The sequence below is a fragment of the Aeribacillus sp. FSL K6-8210 genome (genome assembly GCF_037963925.1).
Classification (GTDB): Bacteria; Bacillota; Bacilli; order Bacillales; family Aeribacillaceae; genus Aeribacillus; species Aeribacillus composti.
The window spans coordinates 639,961-662,843 of the sequence record NZ_CP150172.1 but is presented as its reverse complement, the minus strand read 5'-3'; the positions used below and the strand labels follow the sequence as shown (position 1 = coordinate 662,843).

Here is a 22,883-nt window from a genome sequence, read left to right as displayed (position 1 = left end):
GTACGTTGTTGAAGGGGGATGACCTGCTGCAATGATTAAATCTTTCTTATTCACGAATTCGTTATAATAACCGATAACTGTTATGTGGAGAATTTTCATGAAGAGCAATGGCCAATAGGCTATTGCTCTTTTGTATTGTCGAAAGATTATCTAGTAAATGCCGCTGGAACACCTCCGTCAACTGTGATCATGCATCCTGTTGTTTTTTCAGCTTTAGAAGATGCAAAAAATGCAATCGCCTCTGCAATGTCTTCAGGATACACATTTACTAATAATGTTGTTCGTTTTTTATAATAATCTTCTAATTCATCCGGTGAAATTCCATAAGCTCTTGCACGCTCTTCACGCCACTTGGAATCCCATATTGCAGAGCCTTGAAGAACGGCATCCGGAAGAACGGAGTTTACACGTATTCCGTATTGGCCGCCTTCAGCAGCAATACATCTTGCCAAATGAGTTTCAAGCGCCTTTGCAGCACTGTAAGCAGCCGCATTCTTTCCAGCATAAATTGAATTTTTCGAGCCAACAAATACCATATTCCCGCCAATACCTTGCGTCTTCATTTGTTTAAACGCTTCGCGAGCTACTAAAAAGTATCCTGTACCAAGAACGTTCATATTTAAATTCCATTCTTGCAAAGTTGTTTCATCGAACGGACTGGATGTAGCAAGTCCAGCGTTGTTGACAATAATATCGACTCCGCCGAAGGCAAGGGCAGCTTCTTTAAAGGCAGCTTGCACTTCTTCCTCTTTTGTTACGTCCATTTTGACGGCAATTGCACGATTTTCGCCATATTTTTCGTTAATTTCTTTAGCTTTTTCCTCTGCTCCTTCGATGTTTAAATCAGCGATAACAACATGTGCGCCTTCGCTGGCTAGACGTCGGCACGTCGCACTGCCAATTCCTCCTGCACCGCCTGTGACAAAAGCCACTTTGCGCGAAAATTCTGCTTCTGGCGGAGCAAGCGTTAATTTGTAGAGCTCAAGCGGCCAATATTCTACATTATAAGACTCATTTTCGTTTAATGAGACGAACTTCCCGATCGCATCTGTCCCTTTCATGACAGCGATGGCGCGATGATAAAGAGCTCCGCTGATCCTTGACATTTTTTCGTTTTTCCCTGTATTCACCATTCCAATACCAGGAATTAAGATTACTCTAGGGGCAGCTTCAAACATTTTGTCCCCTTCGTTTTTGTTCCGCTCAAAATAAGCTTTGTAGTCTTTTTTATAATTGGAAACTCCTTCTTTTATTTTTTCCTTTAATTGCTCTTTATTTTCTGTTTGCGGATCCCATTCGATGTATAAAGGAACCCGCTTCGTGTGAACTAAATGATCAGGGCATGCTGCGCCTATTTGAGAAAGTTCTTTTGCGTTTCGACTGTTAACAAACTGAAGAACATCCTCTCCGTCATCCCAAGTTAAAATCATTTTTCTTTCATCGCTTACAGCACCACGAATAACTGGCAGTATTTCCGCTAGGATTTCTTTTCTTTCATCTTTGGAAAGGGCTTTATATTTTAATCCGCCAAATGCTTTTTCTTCATCGATTCGCTCTTTAATATAGTTTTCTGCTTCATTAATAATAGAAATCGTTTTTGCATAGCATTCCTCTGAAGTATCGCCCCATGTGACTAAGCCGTGTTTTTCCATCAACACTAACTCTGCATTCGGGTTGTTTTTCACGCCTTCAGCTATCATTTTGGAAAGCGTAAATCCAGGACGCACGTAAGGCACCCAAACAAATCGGTTGCCGTAAATCTCCTCAGCAATTTGCTTTCCGTTGTCCGCACAGCAAATGCTGATAATCGCATCAGGATGCGTGTGATCAACATGCTTGAACGGAAGAAATGCGTGCAGCAAAGTTTCAATCGAAGGGCGTGGATGCTTGTGATCAATCATGCAATGAGATAAATAAGCTACCATTTCTTCGTCGGACATTTCATCTCGTTCTATAAGCGGGCGGATATCGTCCAATTTAAGTCCTGTAAAATTGTGCGCTTTCATTGTCGCTAAATCTGAACCGCTTCCTTTTACCCACATGACTTCAATTTCACGGCCGCGGAAATCGCTTTCAATTGTTTTCATTGAAGTGTTGCCTCCGCCCCAGTTGCATACAGCGCGATCAGCTCCGATTAAATTGGAACGGTAGACTAACTGTTCTAAACCTTCCGACAATTTCTTAGCTTTTTCTGAATCCCACAAACTTTTGACCATCTGTTGACCTCCATTTTTGTTTTTATTTATTTTAAATATAACATATGATTGTTTATTATTGAATATATTTTTTTATTTTTGTTTTGAATATTTTATTTATAGCTAAGGTTTGAAATGTATATTGTTTACTTGTTGATTTCACGTCTATTATTTTGGGATTTTTCAATCAAGGGAAAAATAAAAGGTAAATCAACATAAAAAAAAGGGATCAAAATATGAAGGGAATATAATCAGGCAGGATCATATAGTTGCTCTCTTTTACAAGACGAGGGGAATAATGTATAATGAAGTTGAAAAATTGCATCAACAACCAGACGACCAAAGGTGCTGCGACACCTTTGGCCCTGCAACAGACGGTTCCCTTCAAGGGGATCAGGCAGCAGGTAAAAAATAATCCACCACTGCTATCAACTCAAGGGTGGATTATTTTTTTTGCGGATTTGACAGCATTGTAATTATAAGGCTTGAAAAACTGATCGCAAACATTAACGCTTCGAATACTGTCATCGGCACACCCCCTTTCTGTACGGGGTAAATGCCAACCACCCTTGAGTCTACCGTTCTATTGCATTTTCATTATATCAAATACTAAATTTTGAATCTATAAAAAACAGAACATTTGTTCCTTTTTTACTAGAAATTAAATTTTTAGCAAATAATTATTGAAAATTCTGTAAATGGGGTATACATTTGTAGTAAGGGGAGGGAGAAGTATGAGCCGTTTAATAAAGAAAAAAGCTGCTCAACAAGCACTCAAAAAAGTCGTGCATGTAAGCGATATCATTAAGAAACAGCTAGATCCTCAGCTTCCGCTAACCGAACAGCTCGACAAAATTCGAAAAACGTTCGATGAAAGGCTGGACCAAGACGAATATTTTTTGGTCGTAGATGAAACAGGATATTCTCCGCTACATACCAATCGCCTTCGTGAAGGAAGAGTATTTTCGGATGAGGTCGGCAAAAAAGCCGCTACAACAAAAGAACCGCTTTTGCAGCTGTATATCCGTGATACAGGAGAAATTCTTGTTGATGCGAGCTGTCCGCTCGTTACAGACAGTACTGGAAAACGTTATAATATCCGGTTAGGAAGACTCATTCATCGCCCGTATTTGCAAATGAATTTTGCCATGCTATCGTTTTTGCCAAGCTTTCTTTGCCTCATGACAGCTTTATTTATGCAATTATCTTTTCGTCAAGCAATTATTTTATTTTTCGTAACTATTTGCGCCAGTGCAGTAAACAGCTTCTTTGTTTACCGCTCGTTCACTTCTAATCTTAGACAATGGTATAACGTCACTCGTACTGTATCATCAGGCAACCTTCATGTCGAAGTAGATATTGTCGGCAAACGCAATGAGTTTCATCAAATAGGTTATGAAATCAATAAAATTATTTTTGGAATCCGGTCGATTTTAAGCGAGTTTGCCAATGCCGTCAAAACTGTCAAGAAGGTCAGTCAAGATCAAAAAAAAGAAGCGAATCGCTTATCGGAAATTTTTGATGAAGTTGCTGCAACAATGGAAGTGTTCCGCGAAGGCTCCAAACAGCAGACCGATTCGTTTAAAAAAGTTAGCGAACTGGCAAATTCGATGATAGAAGGTGTATCAAATATGGGATCGGAAATTGAACGTGTTGTTGAATACGCTCAATCAACGATGCGTTCAGCAGATGAAGGGCAACAAATGATTGAAAAAACGGAACAGCTTATGCTAAATATTGAAAATGACACGAAAAAGGCAACTTCTCTCATCCAAATGGTATCCAAAAAAGCGGATCAAGCGATGGAAATGGCTTCTGCGATCACAGCAATTGCCAAGCAAACGAACCTTTTAGCATTAAATGCTTCCATTGAAGCAGCGAGAGCAGGTGAATCTGGAAAAGGCTTTGCGATTGTAGCTGCAGAAGTGAGCAAACTGGCAGATGATACAAATTCTTTTGCGGCTAAAATTTTATCTTCGTTGGAAGAAACGAGAAATGATTTAGCTCATGCCGTTACTGCCGTCAAAAAAAATGAAGAAAGTGTTGATCAAGCTTCCTTGTCTATATCTGGAACAAAAGAAAGCATGCAGACATTTAAGCGAATGTTTTCAGACATTCATTCTCTGTTAAAGCATAATCGAGAAAACGTCATAAACATTCGTGAAAACGGCAACAATTTAAAAGGTTTAATAGAAAATGTAAACTTAATCGCACATGATTTCACCAACACAGTCAACGAAACAACGGCAGCATTGGAGGAACATATTGAAGGGATCCATGAGCTTGCAAAGGAATCAGTTATTCTTTCCGATGCTGTCATACATCTTCAAAAAATTTTAAACCGCTTTCAATTACAATAAATGTCTTGATTGACTGGGGATTTTCTCTTTACTATTAAAAATCACATCGTCAAGAAGCGAATATTTGCAGGAATAATCGAAAATGCAAAAGGGAGATCCCCCAACTTCGGTAGTTGAGAAAAAATACTGCGCAGAAATTGACTCATTTTCATCATTATCAAAGCTTCCAAAAAATTAAGCAGCCAAACTCCTAGTATATAGGAATCGGGCTGCTTGCTACGTTTATTATTATCTGCTCAAAATCAAAAGAAAACCATTTTGCGTAATGTCTTCTTTATTTATTTTTCGATAGCTGCAAAGCTTTTTTAATATCTTTAAGCGCATTGGATTTTCCGTACATCAATACGCCGCCTTTGTAAACTCTTGCCCCGAAGACAGCTAATATAGCAATGGATGCTATTAATAAACCGATTCCTAAAAGCGGCTCCCAAATTGGAAGATCCAGCATTCCAACCCGCAAAAACATCAGCATCGGGGTAAACGGCGGAATGTATGATGTGATCGTAACATAGGAAGCTTCCGGATTGCTCAAACCAAATATCGCTAGCATAAAGCCCGCCACAACCGTTAAAATCATCGGAGTGATCAACTGCTGAACATCTTCTATACGACTGACCAGCGAGCCTAGAAAGGCAGCCATCGTCGCATATAATAAATAGCCTAAAATAAAGAAAATGACTGCATATAGAATGGTCGACAACGACGTGTTTTGGAATCCAAAGAAAGAGAAAAATCCTCCATCCATCGATTCTAAATTCTGTTTAATGGAAACGTAGCCGACAATAAGCCATAAGGCAAGCTGCGTTAAACTCAATAGAGCAACACCTAAAATTTTCGCAAACATTTGTGTAATAGGAGGAACACTGGAAATTAAAATTTCCATCACTCTAGAAGATTTTTCTACTGCTACCTCCATCGCAATCATATTTGCATACATGATCACTGCAAAATATATTACAAATAAAAGTACATATACGAGACCTCTCGCTTGATTCAATTCTTCCACCGTTTTTGCGTTGGCATTCAACGCTTCCATTTCAAAAGATACTGGCGCATTCAGCTTCATCAGTTCCTCTTGCGTCAATTTCAATTGACCTGCTGTCCATACCATGCTCACTTGTTGGAGGGCATATTGCAAATCGTTTGGAACGGTTGAGTCTGCAAGAGACGCTGCTTTATATACCGCCATCGGCCGGTTTTCATCATTTAAAGATAAAACGAGATACCCTTTGATCTCATCATTTAATACATTCTTTTTCAGCTCTTCTTCGGAAGCATTAGTTTTTTGCAATTGAATGTCCGGATTAACTTCTTTTAATTGCTTTTTAAACGGTTCAAATAAAGAATTTGATTGATCAATGACTGCAAGGCGTTCTTGATTTTCACCAGAATTAAAAAAATCAATAATTTTTGATATGTTTCCCAAAACTAGAATAATAAGCAATGTAATAACCGTGGAAATGATAAATTGCTTCGATCTTAGTTTGGTAAAATAAGTGTGGAACAAAACAGTCCAAAAGTTATGCATAGGCCGCACCCACTTTCTCTATAAAAATATCATGTAATGAAGGCTCTTCTATTTGGAATTTGCGAATAAATCCTTTATCGACAATCTCCTGTAACAATTGTTGTGCGGTCTCTTCTCTTTCAATTTGCAATTGAATCCCTTCAACTGTTGTCTTGGCTTTTACGACACCTGGGAAATCCTTCAAGAAATTGAGATCAAAATCCGCATGAATCACGAGATTTTTTTTGCCAAAGGAACGTTTAATTTCTTTGAGCGACCCATGAACTACAGGGCTTCCCCTATGTAATATGCATAAATGTTCACATAATTCCTCAACGTGCTCCATCCGATGGCTGGAAAACACAATGGATGTACCGGCATTTTTCAAATCAATGACAGCCTCTTTCAATTGCTCAACATTGACCGGATCCAATCCGCTAAACGGTTCATCCAAGATGAGCAGCTTCGGTTTATGTATGACAGCAGCAATAAATTGAATTTTTTGCTGGTTTCCTTTCGACAGCTCTTCGACTTTTTTTTCAGCGTACTCCGGCACTTTAAACCGTTCGAGCCAATTTGCCAGCTCCTTCAGCGCATCTTTTTTGTTCATCCCTCTTAATCTGGCTAAATAGACAATCTGATCCTTTACCTTTAATTTCGGGTACAATCCCCGCTCTTCGGGCAAATATCCGATATACGGGCTCGTGCTATAATCAATTTTTTCTCCATTCCATGTAATGGTTCCTTCAGTTGGTGCCAGCAGCCCTAAAATCATGCGAAATGTTGTCGTTTTTCCGGCACCGTTTGCCCCTAAAAAACCAAACATTTCTTTTTCCGGAATGGATAAAGACAGCTTATCCACAGCGGTGAAATCGCCAAATTTTTTCGTCACTTGCTCTAGCTTCAACGTCATGTATTTTCCTCCTCTCATCTTTTAATACGGATCAAACAAGAAAAAAGTTCAGTATCGTTTTAAATTTCTGTCTAACTCACAAGTGAAACATCGTTAGTGACAATGATGATATGAAAACTATGTTAAAAATATTTAAACCACATAATTAAAACAGGAGGATGCTTCACAAAAGTTGTTCAAACTTTTGGAAGCATCTCTCCATTTAATAAATGTTGAGATGAACAAAAAGGCAGAAACCTTTTTTTATTACTTAAAGGTTCACTGATTTGATTTTAGAATCCGAACTGAGATGGATTTTGAAGAAATACAACTGTGAAGGACAAAAATAATCTAATAAAATTTATAAACGTCCTTCATGGAGGTGATGGAATCCAAAAAAAGGAAATTGCATATACTGAATGTCCGTCATAACTTTTGAAGGACAGAATGAAAATGGCGTGCATAGAAAAAGTCCTTCATAAGATTCCCGAAGGACATGATCAAGATAGGGAAACATAGGAAAAGCAGTTGTCCAGAAAGCCAAAATCTTTTGGAAACGAAAAACATAAACATTGAATATTGAAAGGGCACCTATAAGCCGAAAAAATCGACTACTTTGACAGCCACTTTTGCCATTATGATTCGGCTTCTTTTCGGCAATAGGAACGCCATCCTCCAAAATCTGTAATATCCTCGAATCGATTGGCGATATACGCCTTCCAAAAGAAAGCCCGACACTTTGTTTCCGTTGATCAGTTCTACTGTTCCTATACTCTAAAGGATTTGTATCCCTAATTTTTTACAGAATACTAAAACCATTTCTTCTTGCCTCTCTTTTTATCGATGACAGCTAAAGCTCTAATGGGAAATTTATCAATAAACGGTTCTACTGAAATGTTATAATGTGCCTCGATATCTTTTTTTAATTGATCGCGTAATTCTGTCAATTGGTTCACTATATAATCCATCTTAAATACAGGATCAAACGGTTCCTTTCTCCAAATAGATGTGAGTCGAGCCTTATCGTTATTGTCAAAAGGAATGATTGAAATCAACGGTTCATCTTCGTCAATTTCAAGAGTATAATAATGAAATTCCGGGATATCATATTTGCCACTTTCGATAATGGCGAGCCATCTCTCTAGGTATAAATAAAACTCCAACAATGCGATATCATCTCGGAAATAGGAGATTCCATCTACTTTTATGTCAAAATCTCCATCAACTCTAAGTACGATAGCAGAATCTTTTTTCCACTTTTTAGGAATGTAAGATTCATCGGTTGTAAAGTGATAGACAAACTCTAATTGATTGGATATGCTGTCCATATTTCACCATCCCACCCTACTACAATTTTTATTTTTTCTGACCTTTTGTACCTATTACTTTACCAAGGTCCGCTATAACTACAAATGACAAATCCGCATTCTTTTTTTCTTCCTCTGGATTTAAAGAATAAGATGCGTTCTTAGAATTTAATCCTTCTTTAACCCAATTACGTATTTGGCTTTTATCAGTAGTATTGAATTTAGAAAAATTACCTCCAGCATTTTTTAAATGCTTATTACTTACATTGAATTTGGAAACTTTACTTTTTGCTGCTTTAACGGCTGCCTTTGCAAATGTGTTAAGAACGGCTTTAGAGCTTTTTATCGACTTAACGATAAGTTTTTTTCCAAATTTTTTTATGGCATACTTGATTCCATGTTTTGCAACTACTCCGATTATAACCGCCGGCAGAACCGAAGCTTGAGCATCAATGGTATTGATCTGGTAAGATTCTCCAGTATCTTGATCAATGAGTGTTGCAATAAAATCGGTGCCGTCAATTTCTTGCAACACTACATCAAAATGTTGAGTAATGATTTCTCCATTCTCTAATGATACTAGCAACCGCTGTACCATGTCCGTATGAATCTATTTGATTATTTTTCTCGTTGAACCTTTTTGATACTTTGACACGAGCCTTTTCTTCATCAATTCCACTATCAATAATGGCAATTTTTATAGGTGTGTCTGTTAAAGAGTTAGGATCAGCATATTCCTTCTGTATGGAGCATAGAGCCCAATTCTGATTACAATCAATTTTTTGATCATAGGATAATTGATGATTGCATGAAGCTAAGAAGATGAAGAATATTCACTAGAATTGCAGTAATTAAATCTGATGATTCAAAATACTAAGAATGTTCAATTTTTTATTGATTTCGAAACAAAAAAATCCTTTACAATGGAAGTACAGGTGGTTCCTGCCCAAATCCAATCGTAAAGGATAACCATTATGGACAAGAATACACTAATTTCATCATTTGGTAAATGGGTTTCACCCATAAATATTCAAAAACTTAGCGAACAAGTCAAAGAATTGAAACAGGACTATTACACAAAAAAGCTGACAACAGAAGCCTATATTAAACTTTTATTGGTAGCCCAGCTGCTCGAATTTAAGAGCTTAGAGGAAATGAGTGATGCACTTGTAGACGAAGATCTTCAAAAAGCACTCGGATTTGAATCGATAAGTGCCTCTCAGCTATCCCGAAAAAACAATCAGATCAACCCACTAATTCTTGCAAATTTGTTCTTGGATCTTGTTTGGAAAATTCAACGGTACCATTATCAAAACGGAAAGAATATGCCACTGAAAATCATTGATTCAAGTACACTCCCGTTGAATTTGACCCATTATAAATGGGCAAAATTCCGGAAAACAAAAGCTGGTGTAAAGCTACACTTACGGCTCGTTTTCATGGATAAAGACACCGTCTATCCTGAAAAAGCAGTGATTACGACAGCAAAAGAACATGACCGAAATCAACTCGAAGTCCTAGTGGATGATCAAGAAGCCATGTATGTGTTTGACCGCGGTTATGTGGACTATGAACGTTTTGATCGGATGACAGATGATGGCTATTTCTTCGTTTCAAGACTGAAGAAAAACGCAGTCATTCGTGAAGTCTATACATTTTCACTTCCTGATGATTGTCACGTTCTATCCGATAAAATGGTCTACATTGGTACCACACAAAATCGTACTGAAAATGTCTTTCGTCTACTAGAAGTTATGGACACAAAAGGGAACTTACTTCGTTTCATCACCAACCGATTTGATTTAAAACCAGAAGAGATAAGTGATATTTACCGATCTCGCTGGGCTATTGAACTCTTTTTCAAATGGCTCAAGCAACACGTAGAAATTAAGCACTTTTATGGAATGAGTGAAACAGCTATTCAAAATCAAATTTTCTTAGCCCTGATCACGTATTGCTTACATGTTCTCATTCAATTGGAGATGAAAAGTAAGAAATCCCTACTTCGAATTACTCGTTGGTTAAAGAGAGCTCTGTGGAAACCAGCTTATGTTTGGTTGCGAAAATTTGATGGGCGAGCCAGTCCATAATCTCCCTTTTGTCGTTGTCGCTCTGGTTTAACTGTATATATTTACCAAATGGGCAGTGCCACCTTTCTTTAGGTTTTGTCTTTTTGGCACAAATTCACAAAAATTAATTAACAGAAAATTCTAACTATATTTATGCAATGCTAATGAAGAATATTATAAAAAAAATAGTTTTCTTAATTTTTATAAATTCCCACACCCCCTAGTTATTTTTTACAATATATAGTAATTTTACCAAAATTGGAATTTAAATACAATATTTTAAAATTTTATGTAATAAATCTAAATAAGAGGAAATACTATTTTTTCAAGCAATTTGGAAATGAATTGATACATTGGTATTTTCAATATTCAAGTAACCAGCAGAGGTAAAAGTCGTATTTTACAGTTTAAAAAATAAACAAAACAGAAGTATGCAGCTAACTTTCTGTCTCCTAATACACTGTACGTACACGTCGATTTTATCTAAATAGTTCAGTCACTCCATCCTGTCAATCTCTTAAAATTAGAATTTTGCGCTTGAACGTGAAAAAGCCGCCAACATGTTTGACGGCTTTTGTATTATGAATTGAGTTCTTTCAGGCAATAGGAACGCCATCCTCCAAAAGCTGTAATATCCTCCGCTTGATTGGCTATATACTTTTCACAAAGAAAGCCCGGCACTTTGTTTCCGTTGATCAGTTCTACTGTTCCTATACTTAAAGGTTCTGGAATAGATGCTGTAAAAGCACCAAATGAAGCTAATGGCATTTCCCATATCTCCAATTGAATGGAGGCGCCATTGTGGTTTGTTTTGATAAGCCCAGGTTTGGCAGGATCCGTAGGCAGCTTATACAGCCGGTAATTAGGAGCAGTTGTTGCTTCACATACGAATTTGCCTCCGAATTGATGCATTTCATTTTCGAGCGGAAACCCTCTCATATGCAAACCGCAGACGGCAACAAAAGTCGTATTTTTTTGCGGTTGAAAATTTTCTGTTAGAATCTCTCCTAAAAATTGAGAAGCAAGTCCGAATATCAATCCTTCCTGTTCTGCCAGCGAAAACATCGTCATGCCAAAAGGAACATTTGCTTCCGCATCCTCTGCCGGAATGGCGATTGCCGACAGATCCAAAAGATTACAGTGATTGGTGTATTTTCCCATTTCGTTATTTGTGCGAATCGGATCGAGCCTAACTTGTTCGCGCGTCCAAGTACCGCCACAAGTAGGCAAAACTAATACTGCATCTTTTAACAATTTTTTCACTTTATGCTTGATTGATTGGATCCTGTGCATCGCTTGAAAAGCTGATGCTGCCGTATGATCAGGAGAAGCTCCGGAAGAAAGGACTTTTTCCGTAACGGAAAACACATCTTCTGTATTTGCTTTCACAAAATCACCTAAATCCGCCCATCTTTCCGCCACCCAAGGACCTTCATAAAGAAGAGACGCCGCTTCGGAAAACAAATCATAATCGATATACTCAATCGGAAGACGCAAACGTTCCAATCTTTTCATCGTTTTCATCCATGCATTCCTATATCCTTCACGAAATGGGCCAAAAAACGAAAGCGGTTGTTTCGGCAAACAAATTTTGCTCGGACTTTTCGGCGATACGTTCGGGAAATAGCGTGACCAAGGATCTGTTTCATCCTCGCCGCGCACAATTCGATCAACTTCCAATGCATCCTGCAAATTGTGCGCAAAAACTGTCACACAATCAAGGCTTGCGCAAGCCGGAACTACTCCAGCGGTCGGCCAGGCTCCCCTGCTCGGCTTAAATCCGACTAAGCGATTTAAGGCTGCCGGCACTCGTCCGGACCCAGCAGTGTCCGTTCCGAGTGCAAACGCTGCATGGCCTCGTGCAACGGCCACCGCAGATCCAGAGCTTGATCCCCCGCTGATCAGTTCTTCTTTTAAGGCATTTTTCGTTTCTCCATAAGGACTTCTTGTACCGACAAGCCCAGTGGCAAACTGATCTAAATTTGTTTTTCCTAATGGGATTGCACCTGCTGCAATTAACCGCTCAACCACTGTTGCGCTTTTTTCTGGTATATAAGCATATTGGGGGCAAGCTGCAGTTGTCGGAACCCCGGCTAAATCAATGTTGTCTTTAATAGCAAATGGAATTCCCCATAATGGCAAGCTTTTCCGATCCAGTGAAGCAAGCCTGTCTAGATAAGGCTGAATTCTTTCCATTGCCGGAGGGGTAATCCATATATTCATATCCTCATCTTGTTTAACTCGATGAATGATTTCAACGACTACTTCTTCGGGAGTCAATTCATTGTTAAGGTACATCTCTCTCAACCGCGCAATCGTCAAAGGTTGAGGAAAATGTTTGACCGATTTCATTTGAGAACCTCCTCTCGTTCTTTCTGCTTTAAAATGCTGACAATCAATTGTCCTGATTGCACCTCGTCCCCTGGTTTCACGTAAACATTTACTATTTGTCCATCGCACGGGGCCAGCTGCGGAAACTCCATTTTCATGCTTTCTTCAATCATCAGAACATCGCCTTTCTTAACTTGCTGTCCAGGAGACACAAGAACTTTCCATACACTTCCAGGCATGGAAGAACGAACAACCTCAGCACCTGGAGGGATATTTTCCTCTTGCCCTTCTTTCATTGGTTCATGCTCTGATATATATTCCGCCAATCCTAGCTGCTTCCACCGTTCTCGCTCTGCTTGAAAAGCTTCCTGCTGCCGCATGCGGAAAGTTTCGGCACTATCTTTGATCGAATCCAAGAATTTTAAATATTCGCCAAGATCAAACGCTGTTTCTGTTATTTCCACTTCAAACCTTCCTCTAAGAAAATCTTCCCGCAATTGCAGCAACTGTTCCGCATCTACTGGGTAAAACTGAATTTGATCGAAAAACCGCAATAGCCAAGGTTTTCCTTGTTCAAAACTCTTCGTTGTCCGGAATTTATTCCACATTTGAATCGTCCGGCCGACAAATTGATAGCCTCCAGGACCTTCCATTCCATATACACATAAATACGAACCGCCAATTCCTACCGCATTTTCAGGCGTCCAAGTCCGGGCAGGGTTATATTTTGTTGTGACTAAACGGTGCCGAGGATCAATTGGGATGGCTACTGGAGCGCCAAGATAGACGTCACCTAATCCTAAAACAAGATATTTTGCATCAAATACAATTTTCTTTACATCATCAATGCTTTTTAAGCCATTTATGCGCCTGATGAATTCCAAATTACTCGGACACCACGGAGCATCGGAACGGACGTTTTTCTGGTAGCGTTCAATGGCCAATTGAGTAGCCGGATCATCCCAGGAAAGAGGCAGCCGAACAATACGTGAAGGGACTTTTATCGATTCCAGCGGCGGAAGCTCGCGATCAATTTCTAAAATTTTTTGACAAGCCTCGCGAACGGACATTTTCGATGGGTCAATGTGCACTTGCAAAGACCGAATGCCCGGCGTTAAATCAAGGAAAGGGATGTTGCCTTTTTGTTGTATCGCTTGCATTAAAGCATGTACTTGAAACCGATACAGCAGGTCTAAATCCATTGAACCGTACTCAATCAGCAAATTTTCGTCGCCGCTTGAACGAATCGTAATTGGAATGTTTCGAGATGTTTGTTCTTGAGCCAAAATTGAATCGTCGGCTGTAATTTTTGGATTAATGGCAGGAAGTTGAGAAGGTTGAAATCCGTACAAACTGCCATTTTCAATTTTTTGCATAAACATTTCTTGTTTTTTTCGAAGTTCCTCCGCTTCTTCCAATGACAACAAATGAAACTTGACGATATCGCCCGGATGCAATTGCCCAATTTTCCAAAACTCAGCTGAAGCCGTCGTAACTGGGCAGACAAATCCTCCTAAACTAGGTCCATCAGGTCCCAGTAAAATCGGCATATCGCCTGTTAGATCAAGCGTTCCCACTGCATAAGCGTTATCATGAATATTTGATGGATGCAAACCTGCATCTCCGCCGTCTTCTCTTGCCCATTTCGGCGCTGGGCCCATTAACCGGATGCCTGTGCGCGAACTGTTAAAATGCACTTCCCATTCTGTTTCAGTTAATTGCTGCAAATAATCCGGCTGCAAAAATTCGCTTGTACAATGAGGGCCCGGAATGACGCCTATCGTCCATTTATTCGTCATGATCGGTCTATATTCAGCTGGAAGCCCCTTCGTTTTTTTGACAACAGCCCCCCGGTTGACCAAAAGCACATCGCCAGTGCGCAAAGCGCGTCCGCCATGGCCGCCGAATCCGCCGAGCGTAAATGTGGAGGAGCTTCCTAAAACTTCAGGCATGTCAAAACCTCCTGCTACTAATAAATAAGTCCGCATTCCCCTTTTCGCTTCTCCAAATGATAATACTTGGTTCTTTTTTGCCAAAACAGGTTCATACATCGGCACGGGCTGATCGTCAAGCTTAGCCTGCATATCGGCACCTGTGATACAAAACCATATATCATCTCGAAAACGATAAGATCCCCCGCGCAATGTCATTTCAAGACCAGGGGCGCCTTCTCTGTTCCCGAGAAGTTTATTTCCAATCCGGAACGAGAGCTGGTCCATCGGACCGGAAGGCGGCACACCTACGCTCCAATATTTAATGCGTCCGGGCCAATCCTGAACAGTTGTTTGAATTCCTCCGTCCAATACTTCCAGTGCATGTTCTCTAGGTTGAAAATGGTTTAATAAACGGGTGTATACATTTCCTTTTATAAAATCCTTTTCCTTCAATAAAGCTTTCAAGTAGTGGAGATTTGTTGTAATACCGTACAATTTCGTTTCGTTTAGCGCTTGTATGAGTTTTCCGATCGCCTCTTCCCTGTTTTTTCCACGAACAATCACTTTCGCCAGCATTGGATCATAAAGAGTCGTAACCGTGATTCCGTTTCTTACCCACGTTTCCGTTCGAGCTGTTTTAGGAAATTTTGCCTCATCAATCTGTCCGGCGCTCGGCCGAAACTCATGCAAACAATCTTCCGCATAAATACGCGCTTGAATGCTATGCCCTTTCGGCTCTTTAACTAAGGAATGCAATTCATGCAGATCATCTGCTGCTTCACGTATCATCCATTCAACAAGATCGATGCCAAAGACCTCTTCTGTTACACCATGCTCCACTTGAAGTCTTGTATTCACTTCAAGAAAGTAAAAGGAGCTTGTTTCAGGATCATATAAAAACTCAACGGTGCCTGCACTCCGGTATCCAACTTCTTCCGCCAATCGGATGGCGGCTGCGAACATTTCTTTTCTGACTTCCTGGGACAAAAGAGGGGCCGGACTTTCTTCCACAACTTTTTGATTGCGGCGCTGAATAGAGCAGTCTCGTTCGCCTAAAGCTACCACTTCACCAAATCGATTTCCAAAAATTTGAACTTCTATATGGCGTGCTCTAGCGATATATTTCTCCAGGAAAACGCCTTTATTTTTAAAATTTGTTTCAGCAAGACGACGTACCGCCTCAAATGCCGAGCGCAAATGCTGTTCATTTTCGCAAACGCGCATTCCGATGCCTCCGCCTCCTGCCGTGCTTTTTAAAATAATTGGATAACCAATATGTTCAGCTTGTTTTACCGCCTCATCCAAATCGGTGATGAGGTCCGTTCCCGGCAATAAAGGAACATTGGCTTTTTTTGCAATTTCTCTGGCAGAATGCTTTAATCCGAATATCTCCATCTGTTCAGGTGAAGGTCCGATAAACGTAATTCCATTTTGTTCGCACAAGCGGGCAAAATCTGCGTTTTCACTTAAAAATCCATATCCGGGATGAATGGCATCGGCTCCTGACTCAATGGCAGCTTTTATGATTAAATTTCCATTCAAATAGCTGTCTTTGACCGGGCCTTCTCCTATTAAAATAGCTTCATCTGCTTCGTCTACATGTAAACTGTCTTGATCCGCCTTTGTATATATAGCAACCGATAGAATTCCAAGCTTGCGAAGCGTCCGTTCAATCCGGACGGCTATTGCCCCGCGATTGGCAATCAGAATTTTTTTAAACATTTTGTACTCCCCCCTGACGCATCCGTATCCTAGTTGATTCTGTTTATTTATCCCAAATCAGCACTTGTATTTTTGTTGGATTGTAAGCATTGCAAGGATTGTTTAATTGCGGGCAGTTGCTGATCAGCACCAATGTCCGCCGAAGGGATAATAATTCCACATAACTTCCGGCATAAGAGATTCCATCAGCAAATTCTAAATGACCATCTTCTGTAACCGGAACATTCATGAAGAAGTTAATATTTGGAGCCAGATCCCTTTTTGTAAAACGCTCCCCATATTTCGACAACTGCAGCATAAACGTGTCGCGGCAATTGTGCATATGCAATTTATCATGTGCATATCGGACGGTATTGCTTTGTGCTGAGCAAGCACCGCCTAATGTATCGTGCCGCCCGCATGTATCCGCTACAATCTTCAGCAATTCATTTCCTGATTCAGAACGAAGCACCGAACCTGTTGTTAAGTAAATATTTTTCTGTCCTGTAATGGTGGCTGTTACACTGTAATGATCCTCCGGATTATCTGCATCGTAAAACAATGTATCTACTGCTTGGTTTCCTTCCAAGTCGACAATTCTTAGAACTTGCCCTGGCTTTAGTTCATGCATCCAGCCTTCACCGGCAGGGATGATTTTGTTATAGATTGCATTTTCTTCTTTTCGAGGACTTTCTACTTTTTTAATATTTTCCATGTTCCTTTCCTCCTCATATCGTATTTTTAAATCGGTATTTTCTATAATGTTGATCTTTAAAGGCATCAGCCTGGGTACTCAAACAATTTCCTGCCCGATGCTACAAAAGCGCATAATATTCCCAAGTATTTTCAAATGCCCGGCGGTTTTCAGGACGATAATTTACACAATAATCGTTCAAATCGACAGGCTCTGCCGGAAGCACTTCCATTGCCACCGGAACGGACGGATAGTTGGTTCTTGGATCAAGCGGGTTTGGTGTATTAGATACAATCAGCAAAATATCCATTTCTGTTCTTAATGTTACTGTGTCATTTTTTTTGCAATGATCCAAACAATAGGTAAGGTTGCCTTTGTCGTCGGTTTTCACTTTTGAAAACAGATTGACGACAGGAGCCATGTCGCGCAGGCTGAGCCCGTTTCTTACAAGTTCCATGGCAAAGTTCTCTTCTCCGCTTCTGAGCCAGTCATTTCTTAATTCTTGATAGCTTGTTTTTCCATATTTCTCATCTGTTCCTTCCCTTGTGGTATAGCCTGAAACAGTGTCGTGCCAGCCAAGGCTGTCGCTAGTGATGCTGGCCAATACTCGGCCGTTATCGCTCATCAATACGTTTCCCTTTGTCAAGTGAAATGTGTGCTGGGCTTTTAATGTATCCGGCATGTTATAACGCTCTGAAAGATCATGTGCATGATACATCATAAGTGAAAGATTGGCTCCAGCCTCCAAGGCTGTAAAACGAATAAGCTTTCCTTTTCCGATTTTTCCTGACCATTTTCCTCCAGGTACGATCGTTTTGCTGAAAATTTTAGTCATCCAAAATACCTCCCTTGAGACTTTTCTTAATGATCGTTGTAAAAAAATAAAAGCCTAGGGAAATCTCCCAGGCTTTTATCCTTCCGTGTTTATAGAAAGACATCTTTTGATGCTTTCTATACGCTCTCTCTCGGACCAGACCTGCTGCAAACTTAAGCAGCAGCGGAACCCTAGACAGCTTTTTTGTTCCTATCGATCAGGAACCTTTATGAAATTTTTATTTAAGATTAATATAGAAAGGAGTGCAGCATTGTTCAATGATTTTGTTAGATAATATAACATGAAACTTACAATGAATGCTGGAAATAGATAAAAACAATGTTAAACATTAAATTCCCCGATCATGTTTCTCAGTTTTTTTGCTACATTTGAGAGATTTTCTGCCGTTGCTGTAAATTCTTCAATTGCAGCCAGTTGTTCTTCCGTTGAGGCTGCCACATTTTGTGAATGAGCTGATGACTTTTTGGCGATGTCAGCCAATTGTCCGATAGAAACAGCAACTTGATCAGCTCCTGTTGACATTTGCTGGACAGATGAGGAAACCTCTTGTATTTGACATGTTACTTTTTCAACTGATGTTAAAATTTTATGGAAAGCACGCCCAGCATCATCAACAACCCTTTTACCCTCTTTTAGATCGCTTCTTCCTTTATCGATATTCTCCACGACAGCAGCAGCAATGGAGAGGACATGCTGTATCATTTCATTTATTTGAATCGCAGATTGTTTTGACTCTTCCGCCAAGTTTCGAACTTCCGTTGCTACAACAGTAAAACCCTTGCCTTGTTCCCCTGCACGCGCCGCCTCAATGGCAGCATTTAGAGCCAATAAATTCGTCTGCTCCGCTATATTTGCCATGACATCTGATATTTTTTTTATCTCGTCGGTAAGCTTGCCAAGTTCCTCAATCTTAATAAACGCTTCATCAACGGATTTTTGTAAAAATTCCATCTGCTTGACTGCTTTGACAATTGATTTGTTTCCTTCTTCTGCGATTTTCGATGTGGTCAAGGCCGATTCTGCTGCGAAAGAAGATGACGATGCAATTTTTTGAACTTCATTGGCAATATTATTCACCGCATGTGAGCTTTCATCCGCCATGTCACCTTGATCACCGGCTCCGGAAGCAATGTCTTGAACTGCCATCGTGATCTGTTCTGTACTTTCCGCAAAGTTTTTAGTACCTTCAGAAAGCTCGAGTGCTGAAGCGGAAACTTCATCTGTCGTTTCCTTTATTTTTAGCATCATTTTTTGCAGGTTCTCCAGCATTCTATTAAATGCCGTCGCCAGCTTTCCAATTTCATCTTTATTCGTGATATGGATTCTAGCTGTTAAATCTCCTTTATTTCGCGCCAATTCCTCTAATTTATTTGCAATTTTCCACAATGGCCGGGTGGTTCTTTTAGAAATAAATATTGCAATTAAAATTCCTGCAAACAGTGCTGTGATAAATACCGCTGCACCCGCCATGATTTTTTTTCTTATTAATTTTTCATCTTCCTCAATTTTCTTGGTTATCCGTTCTGTCTCAATTTGTTTGAATTCTTCCAGTTTGGAACTAAAAATAGCGCGAATATCCGCATATTCTCCATGAAAAATAGCAAGTGTTTTTTGGCGGTCTTCCCCGGCCAATTCCATCATCTGCGTTTCTAATTCAACTAATTTTTGATTGTTTATATTTAGATCGTGGAAAATTTTTTTCGTCCTGGAATCATCCAGCATCGGAGTCACTTCTTTAATATGTTGATCAATTTGCTTTGCAAACTGATTGTACTTTTCCCTTTCGGCCGTATTATCCGGTTCGATAATCACCCCTCTGACCGCATCTGTTAACGCAAGGTCTTCAAATTGAATCTGGTGGGCAAGCTGCAATTTTTTCATATCGGTATTTGCTAAATTAAAATAGGATTTGGAAACGTCCTGCAAAGTAGAGTAAACAATAAGAAAGGCGAGCAGGACAATTAGCAAAACGGTTCCAAAGCTAAGGAGCAGTTTGTTTTGTATCTTCATCATCAACAGCCCTTCCGATCCTTCTGTAAGTTTTTTACTAATGCTTTAATAAAGAAATGATATGTTTTTTTACGTTCATAAATTTCTCTACATCCACAAGCTCCCCATCTTGAAATAATTGCAAATCCGCATCAATCTCTTCGAGAATTCTCCCCGGTCTTGCTTCCATGACATATATTCGCTGGGATAAGAATAAGGCTTCATCGATGTCGTGCGTTATAAACACAATGGTTGTTTTTTCCTTCTTCCAAATATCCAACAATAATTGCTGCATGGATTGCTTTGTTTGTGCATCAAGCGCTCCAAAAGGTTCATCCATTAATAACACTTCCGGATTATTGGCCAACGATCTTGCAATAGCCACACGTTGTTTCATGCCGCCGGACAATTCTTTGCCGTAGGAATCCGCAAATCTTTCCAGTCCTACCAGCTCTAAATATCGATCGGAAATTTCTTTACGCTCTTTTTGTTTCATTCCTTTTAGCTTGAGGCCAAACTCTATGTTTTCTCTTACTGTCAACCAAGGAAACAACGTATAAGACTGAAAGACCATACCTCGTTTCGCACTTGGTCCTTTCACTTCTTCACCGGATACTTGCACACTGCCTGATGTCGGCTCCTCCAAACCTGCCAAAATTCTCAAAATGGTCGACTTACCGCATCCCGACGGTCCAAGAATGGAAACAAATTCTTCATTTTTTACGTACAAAGAAACATTCTCCAGCGCTTGAAAGGAGCCATTATTCGTTTTATACACTTTCGACAAATTTTGAATGTTTATTTCAATCTTCTCTTGACGAAGATTTTTTTCAGCTTTGATAGCATTCAACATTTAATTTCCTCCTTCCGCCCATGGAAATAATTTTTTATTAATGTAGGCAAAGCATCTGTCAATAATAAGTCCCAACAGCCCGATAACAATGATTCCGACAAAGATGGACTCGGTATCCATGAAACGCTGCGCTTTCATAATCGAATATCCAAGACCGTTGTTTGCCGCCACCAGCTCTGCTACAACTAAATACGTCCAAGCCCATCCCATAATCAGCCGCATAGTTGTCATTAATTTCGGAAGCATTGCAGGGATGATAACCTTTGAGATGACTTGCCAGCGGTTTGCTCCAAGAGTATAGGAGGCATAAAGTAGGTCTTTATGAATCCGGTTTGTGTCATCTGCCACCATTAAAACAAGCTGAAAAAAGCTTCCGATAAAAATCACTAAAATTTTTGCTGTTTCCCCAATTCCTGCCCAAACCATAATAAGTGGAATAAAAGCGGCTGCCGGCATATACCTGATAAACTCAGAGACGGGCAAAATAACCGATTCTGCAAGCTTAAAAGTGCCAGCCAATATTCCGAGCGGAATCCCTAACAGACATGCCAGTAAAAACCCCATAAAAACTCTGTAGACGCTAATCCCGATTTCTCCCCAATACTCCGGACTTGAAAGGGCAGCAAAGAAAGAGCCCACAACAGCTGCGGGAGTCGGAAGAAATACTTCATCCACAAGTTTTAAATTGCTCAGCAAAATCCAAATGAACAATAACAAGATAAAAGCAGCTGATACCCCAGTAAAATACCATTTTTTCGGAATATCCTCGCGTATTTTGAATAATGTCCATTGATGCCTTTTTCCTTTTTGAAGCTCCATCCATTAATCCTCCTTACTTTGCCCGTTCAATTTCCGCTTTTATAAATGAGGTGTCAACGAAGCTGCTAAAATCAGGAATGTCTTTAATAAACCCTAACTCTTTTAAAAATTCAGCATTTTTTTCAGCTGTGTAATAAAAAGATTGATAGTTATCTCCCTCTTTAAAAGCGTTCAAGCTTTCTTCAGGAGAAAACAGCTTGAATCCTTTCATTCCTACATCCAGCTCTTCTTTTGAAATTCCCGCCTCGTCCGCTATTAGTTGAATCGATTGATCGTAATTTTGCGAAAGATAGTCAACCGCATCAAACCATGCTGCTACGATTTTTTGCACGTCCTCTTTCCTCTCTTTCGCAACATCTCCCCTTACAACGAATAAGTCGGAAATCAAGCCCGGAAAATCAGCGGATGTCACCAACTTATGTCCTTTTCCCTTATTCACTGCCATGCTTAAAAAAGGCTCCCACAAACCGGCTGCATCCAATTTTCCAGCTATAAATGAATTTCCCGCATCTTGAACAGATAAGTTTGTAAATTTCACATCGGACTCCTTTAATCCCGCTTCATGCAATGCCGTGAGCAGAAAAAAGTGTTCAATCGTACCTATTTCCGTACCAACTTTCTTCCCTTTTAAGTCTTTAACCGAGCGAATATCATTTGAAGCAACAAGCCCATCGCCGCCAAGTGAATTGTCTGTAATAAATACCGCTTTTAAATCAATTCCTTTTTCTAAAGGGGAGATCGAATCAAGCAAAGCTTGGCTGTTTCCATCAATTTCTCCCGTATTTAATGCAGAAAGGGAATCAGCATATACTGGAAACCAAACCAATTCGACATCCACTCCATGTTTTTCGAAAAAACCCTTTTTTTCTACGAGATGCCATAAATACCAGCTCGGCAAGGCGCTGAAACCAATCTTAATCGGTTCTTTCTTGCTTTTATTGCCGTCAGAAGTTTCATTTGCAGATTTACTTCCGCAAGCAGCCAACAACAAGCAAAAAATGATAGAAAGAACAAGTAGTGGAAACTTCTTTTTCTTCATGTCTTTCACCTCGGCTTTATATTTTTCATCTCTTTTTGAATTTAGGTATTTCAAAATAGTGCTTAAAGAAATTCTGTTATATCCCCCTCCCCAGATTTTTAAATTTTCAGCTTTAAAAAAATAAAAGCCAGAGAGAATAGATCTCCCAGGCTTTTATCCTTCCGTGTATATAGAAGTTGCAATCAAACGCAGCTTCTATACGCTCTCTCTCGGACCAGACTTACCGGCGGTGATACAGCCTGCCAGCAACGGAACCCTAGACAGCTTTGATTTCCCACTTATTTCGGGGAACGATATTCACTTTTCATCATTCCAAGATACGCTGGCAAATGTCAGCTTTTCACCTTCTTTTTCCGGT

16 protein-coding genes and 2 riboswitches are annotated in these 22,883 nt (G+C 39.8%); of the genes, 3 read left to right on the top strand and 13 right to left on the bottom strand.

Translation table 11 applies throughout. The annotated features are described in order from the left end of the window. Positions 1-146: 146 nt before the first annotated feature. Positions 147-2,216, bottom strand: coding sequence for a bifunctional aldolase/short-chain dehydrogenase (locus NSQ41_RS03300; protein ID WP_144598060.1), 2,070 nt, complete (start codon positions 2,214-2,216; stop codon positions 147-149). 284 nt (positions 2,217-2,500) lie between these two features. Between NSQ41_RS03300 and NSQ41_RS03295 the strand changes: the two genes are divergently transcribed. Continuing rightward, complete coding sequence (locus NSQ41_RS03295) at positions 2,501-2,671, top strand: hypothetical protein (protein ID WP_158640191.1); 171 nt, start codon at positions 2,501-2,503, stop codon at positions 2,669-2,671. Positions 2,672-2,929: 258 nt separating this feature from the next. Next, positions 2,930-4,555, top strand: coding sequence for a methyl-accepting chemotaxis protein (locus tag NSQ41_RS03290; protein WP_094245152.1), 1,626 nt, complete (start codon positions 2,930-2,932; stop codon positions 4,553-4,555). A gap of 274 nt (positions 4,556-4,829) precedes the next feature. Here the strand turns inward: NSQ41_RS03290 and NSQ41_RS03285 are convergent, their stop codons facing one another. The 4 genes from NSQ41_RS03285 to NSQ41_RS03270 form a co-directional block, all read right to left on the bottom strand. Continuing rightward, on the bottom strand, positions 4,830-6,083 hold the full coding sequence (locus NSQ41_RS03285) for an ABC transporter permease (protein WP_063389255.1): 1,254 nt from the start codon (positions 6,081-6,083) through the stop codon (positions 4,830-4,832). Further along, the gene (locus tag NSQ41_RS03280) at positions 6,076-6,975 is read right to left on the bottom strand and encodes an ABC transporter ATP-binding protein (RefSeq protein WP_144598061.1); all 900 of its coding nucleotides are present in this window, start codon (positions 6,973-6,975) and stop codon (positions 6,076-6,078) included. The genes NSQ41_RS03285 and NSQ41_RS03280 overlap by 8 nt, the downstream gene beginning before the upstream one ends. A 788-nt stretch (positions 6,976-7,763) precedes the next feature. Continuing rightward, positions 7,764-8,282 carry a hypothetical protein gene (locus NSQ41_RS03275; protein ID WP_339211003.1) on the bottom strand — a complete coding sequence of 173 codons (519 nt, stop codon included), beginning with the start codon at positions 8,280-8,282 and terminating at the stop codon, positions 7,764-7,766. Positions 8,283-8,310: 28 nt separating this feature from the next. Continuing rightward, entirely contained in the window at positions 8,311-8,859 is a 549-nt protein-coding gene (locus NSQ41_RS03270) for an SAR2788 family putative toxin (protein WP_130156700.1), read from the bottom strand. Between the two features lie 376 nt (positions 8,860-9,235). Between NSQ41_RS03270 and NSQ41_RS03265 the strand changes: the two genes are divergently transcribed. Then, entirely contained in the window at positions 9,236-10,351 is a 1,116-nt protein-coding gene (locus NSQ41_RS03265) for an IS4 family transposase (RefSeq protein ID WP_339193538.1), read from the top strand. Between the two features lie 558 nt (positions 10,352-10,909). Here the strand turns inward: NSQ41_RS03265 and atzF are convergent. From atzF to NSQ41_RS03225, 8 genes are all read right to left on the bottom strand, one after another. Next, entirely contained in the window at positions 10,910-12,682 is a 1,773-nt protein-coding gene (atzF, locus tag NSQ41_RS03260; RefSeq protein ID WP_130156698.1) for an allophanate hydrolase, read from the bottom strand. Continuing rightward, positions 12,679-16,317, bottom strand: a complete 3,639-nt coding sequence (uca, locus tag NSQ41_RS03255; RefSeq protein WP_339211002.1) for an urea carboxylase — start codon at positions 16,315-16,317, stop codon at positions 12,679-12,681. Before uca ends, atzF begins: the two co-directional genes overlap by 4 nt. Before the next feature lie 43 nt (positions 16,318-16,360). Next, positions 16,361-17,011 (bottom strand): urea amidolyase associated protein UAAP2, encoded by a 651-nt coding sequence (locus NSQ41_RS03250; protein WP_094245131.1) that lies wholly within the window; start codon positions 17,009-17,011, stop codon positions 16,361-16,363. A gap of 100 nt (positions 17,012-17,111) precedes the next feature. Then, a complete protein-coding gene (locus NSQ41_RS03245) occupies positions 17,112-17,825 on the bottom strand; it encodes an urea amidolyase associated protein UAAP1 (RefSeq protein WP_327848451.1) in 714 nt (237 codons plus the stop codon). Positions 17,826-17,887: 62 nt separating this feature from the next. Further along, positions 17,888-18,010, bottom strand: a riboswitch (guanidine-I (ykkC/yxkD leader). A gap of 136 nt (positions 18,011-18,146) precedes the next feature. Continuing rightward, complete coding sequence (locus NSQ41_RS03240; RefSeq protein ID WP_339211000.1) at positions 18,147-19,838, bottom strand: methyl-accepting chemotaxis protein; 1,692 nt, start codon at positions 19,836-19,838, stop codon at positions 18,147-18,149. A 34-nt stretch (positions 19,839-19,872) separates the two neighbouring features. Continuing rightward, positions 19,873-20,667 (bottom strand): ABC transporter ATP-binding protein, encoded by a 795-nt coding sequence (locus NSQ41_RS03235; protein ID WP_186439255.1) that lies wholly within the window; start codon positions 20,665-20,667, stop codon positions 19,873-19,875. Next, entirely contained in the window at positions 20,668-21,486 is an 819-nt protein-coding gene (locus NSQ41_RS03230) for an ABC transporter permease (protein WP_339210998.1), read from the bottom strand. A 13-nt stretch (positions 21,487-21,499) separates the two neighbouring features. Further along, positions 21,500-22,525: an ABC transporter substrate-binding protein gene (locus NSQ41_RS03225; protein ID WP_339210997.1), complete on the bottom strand. Its 1,026-nt coding sequence runs from the start codon at positions 22,523-22,525 to the stop codon at positions 21,500-21,502. A 140-nt stretch (positions 22,526-22,665) separates the two neighbouring features. After that, a riboswitch (guanidine-I (ykkC/yxkD leader) is annotated at positions 22,666-22,796 on the bottom strand. Between the last annotated feature and the right edge of the window lie 87 nt (positions 22,797-22,883).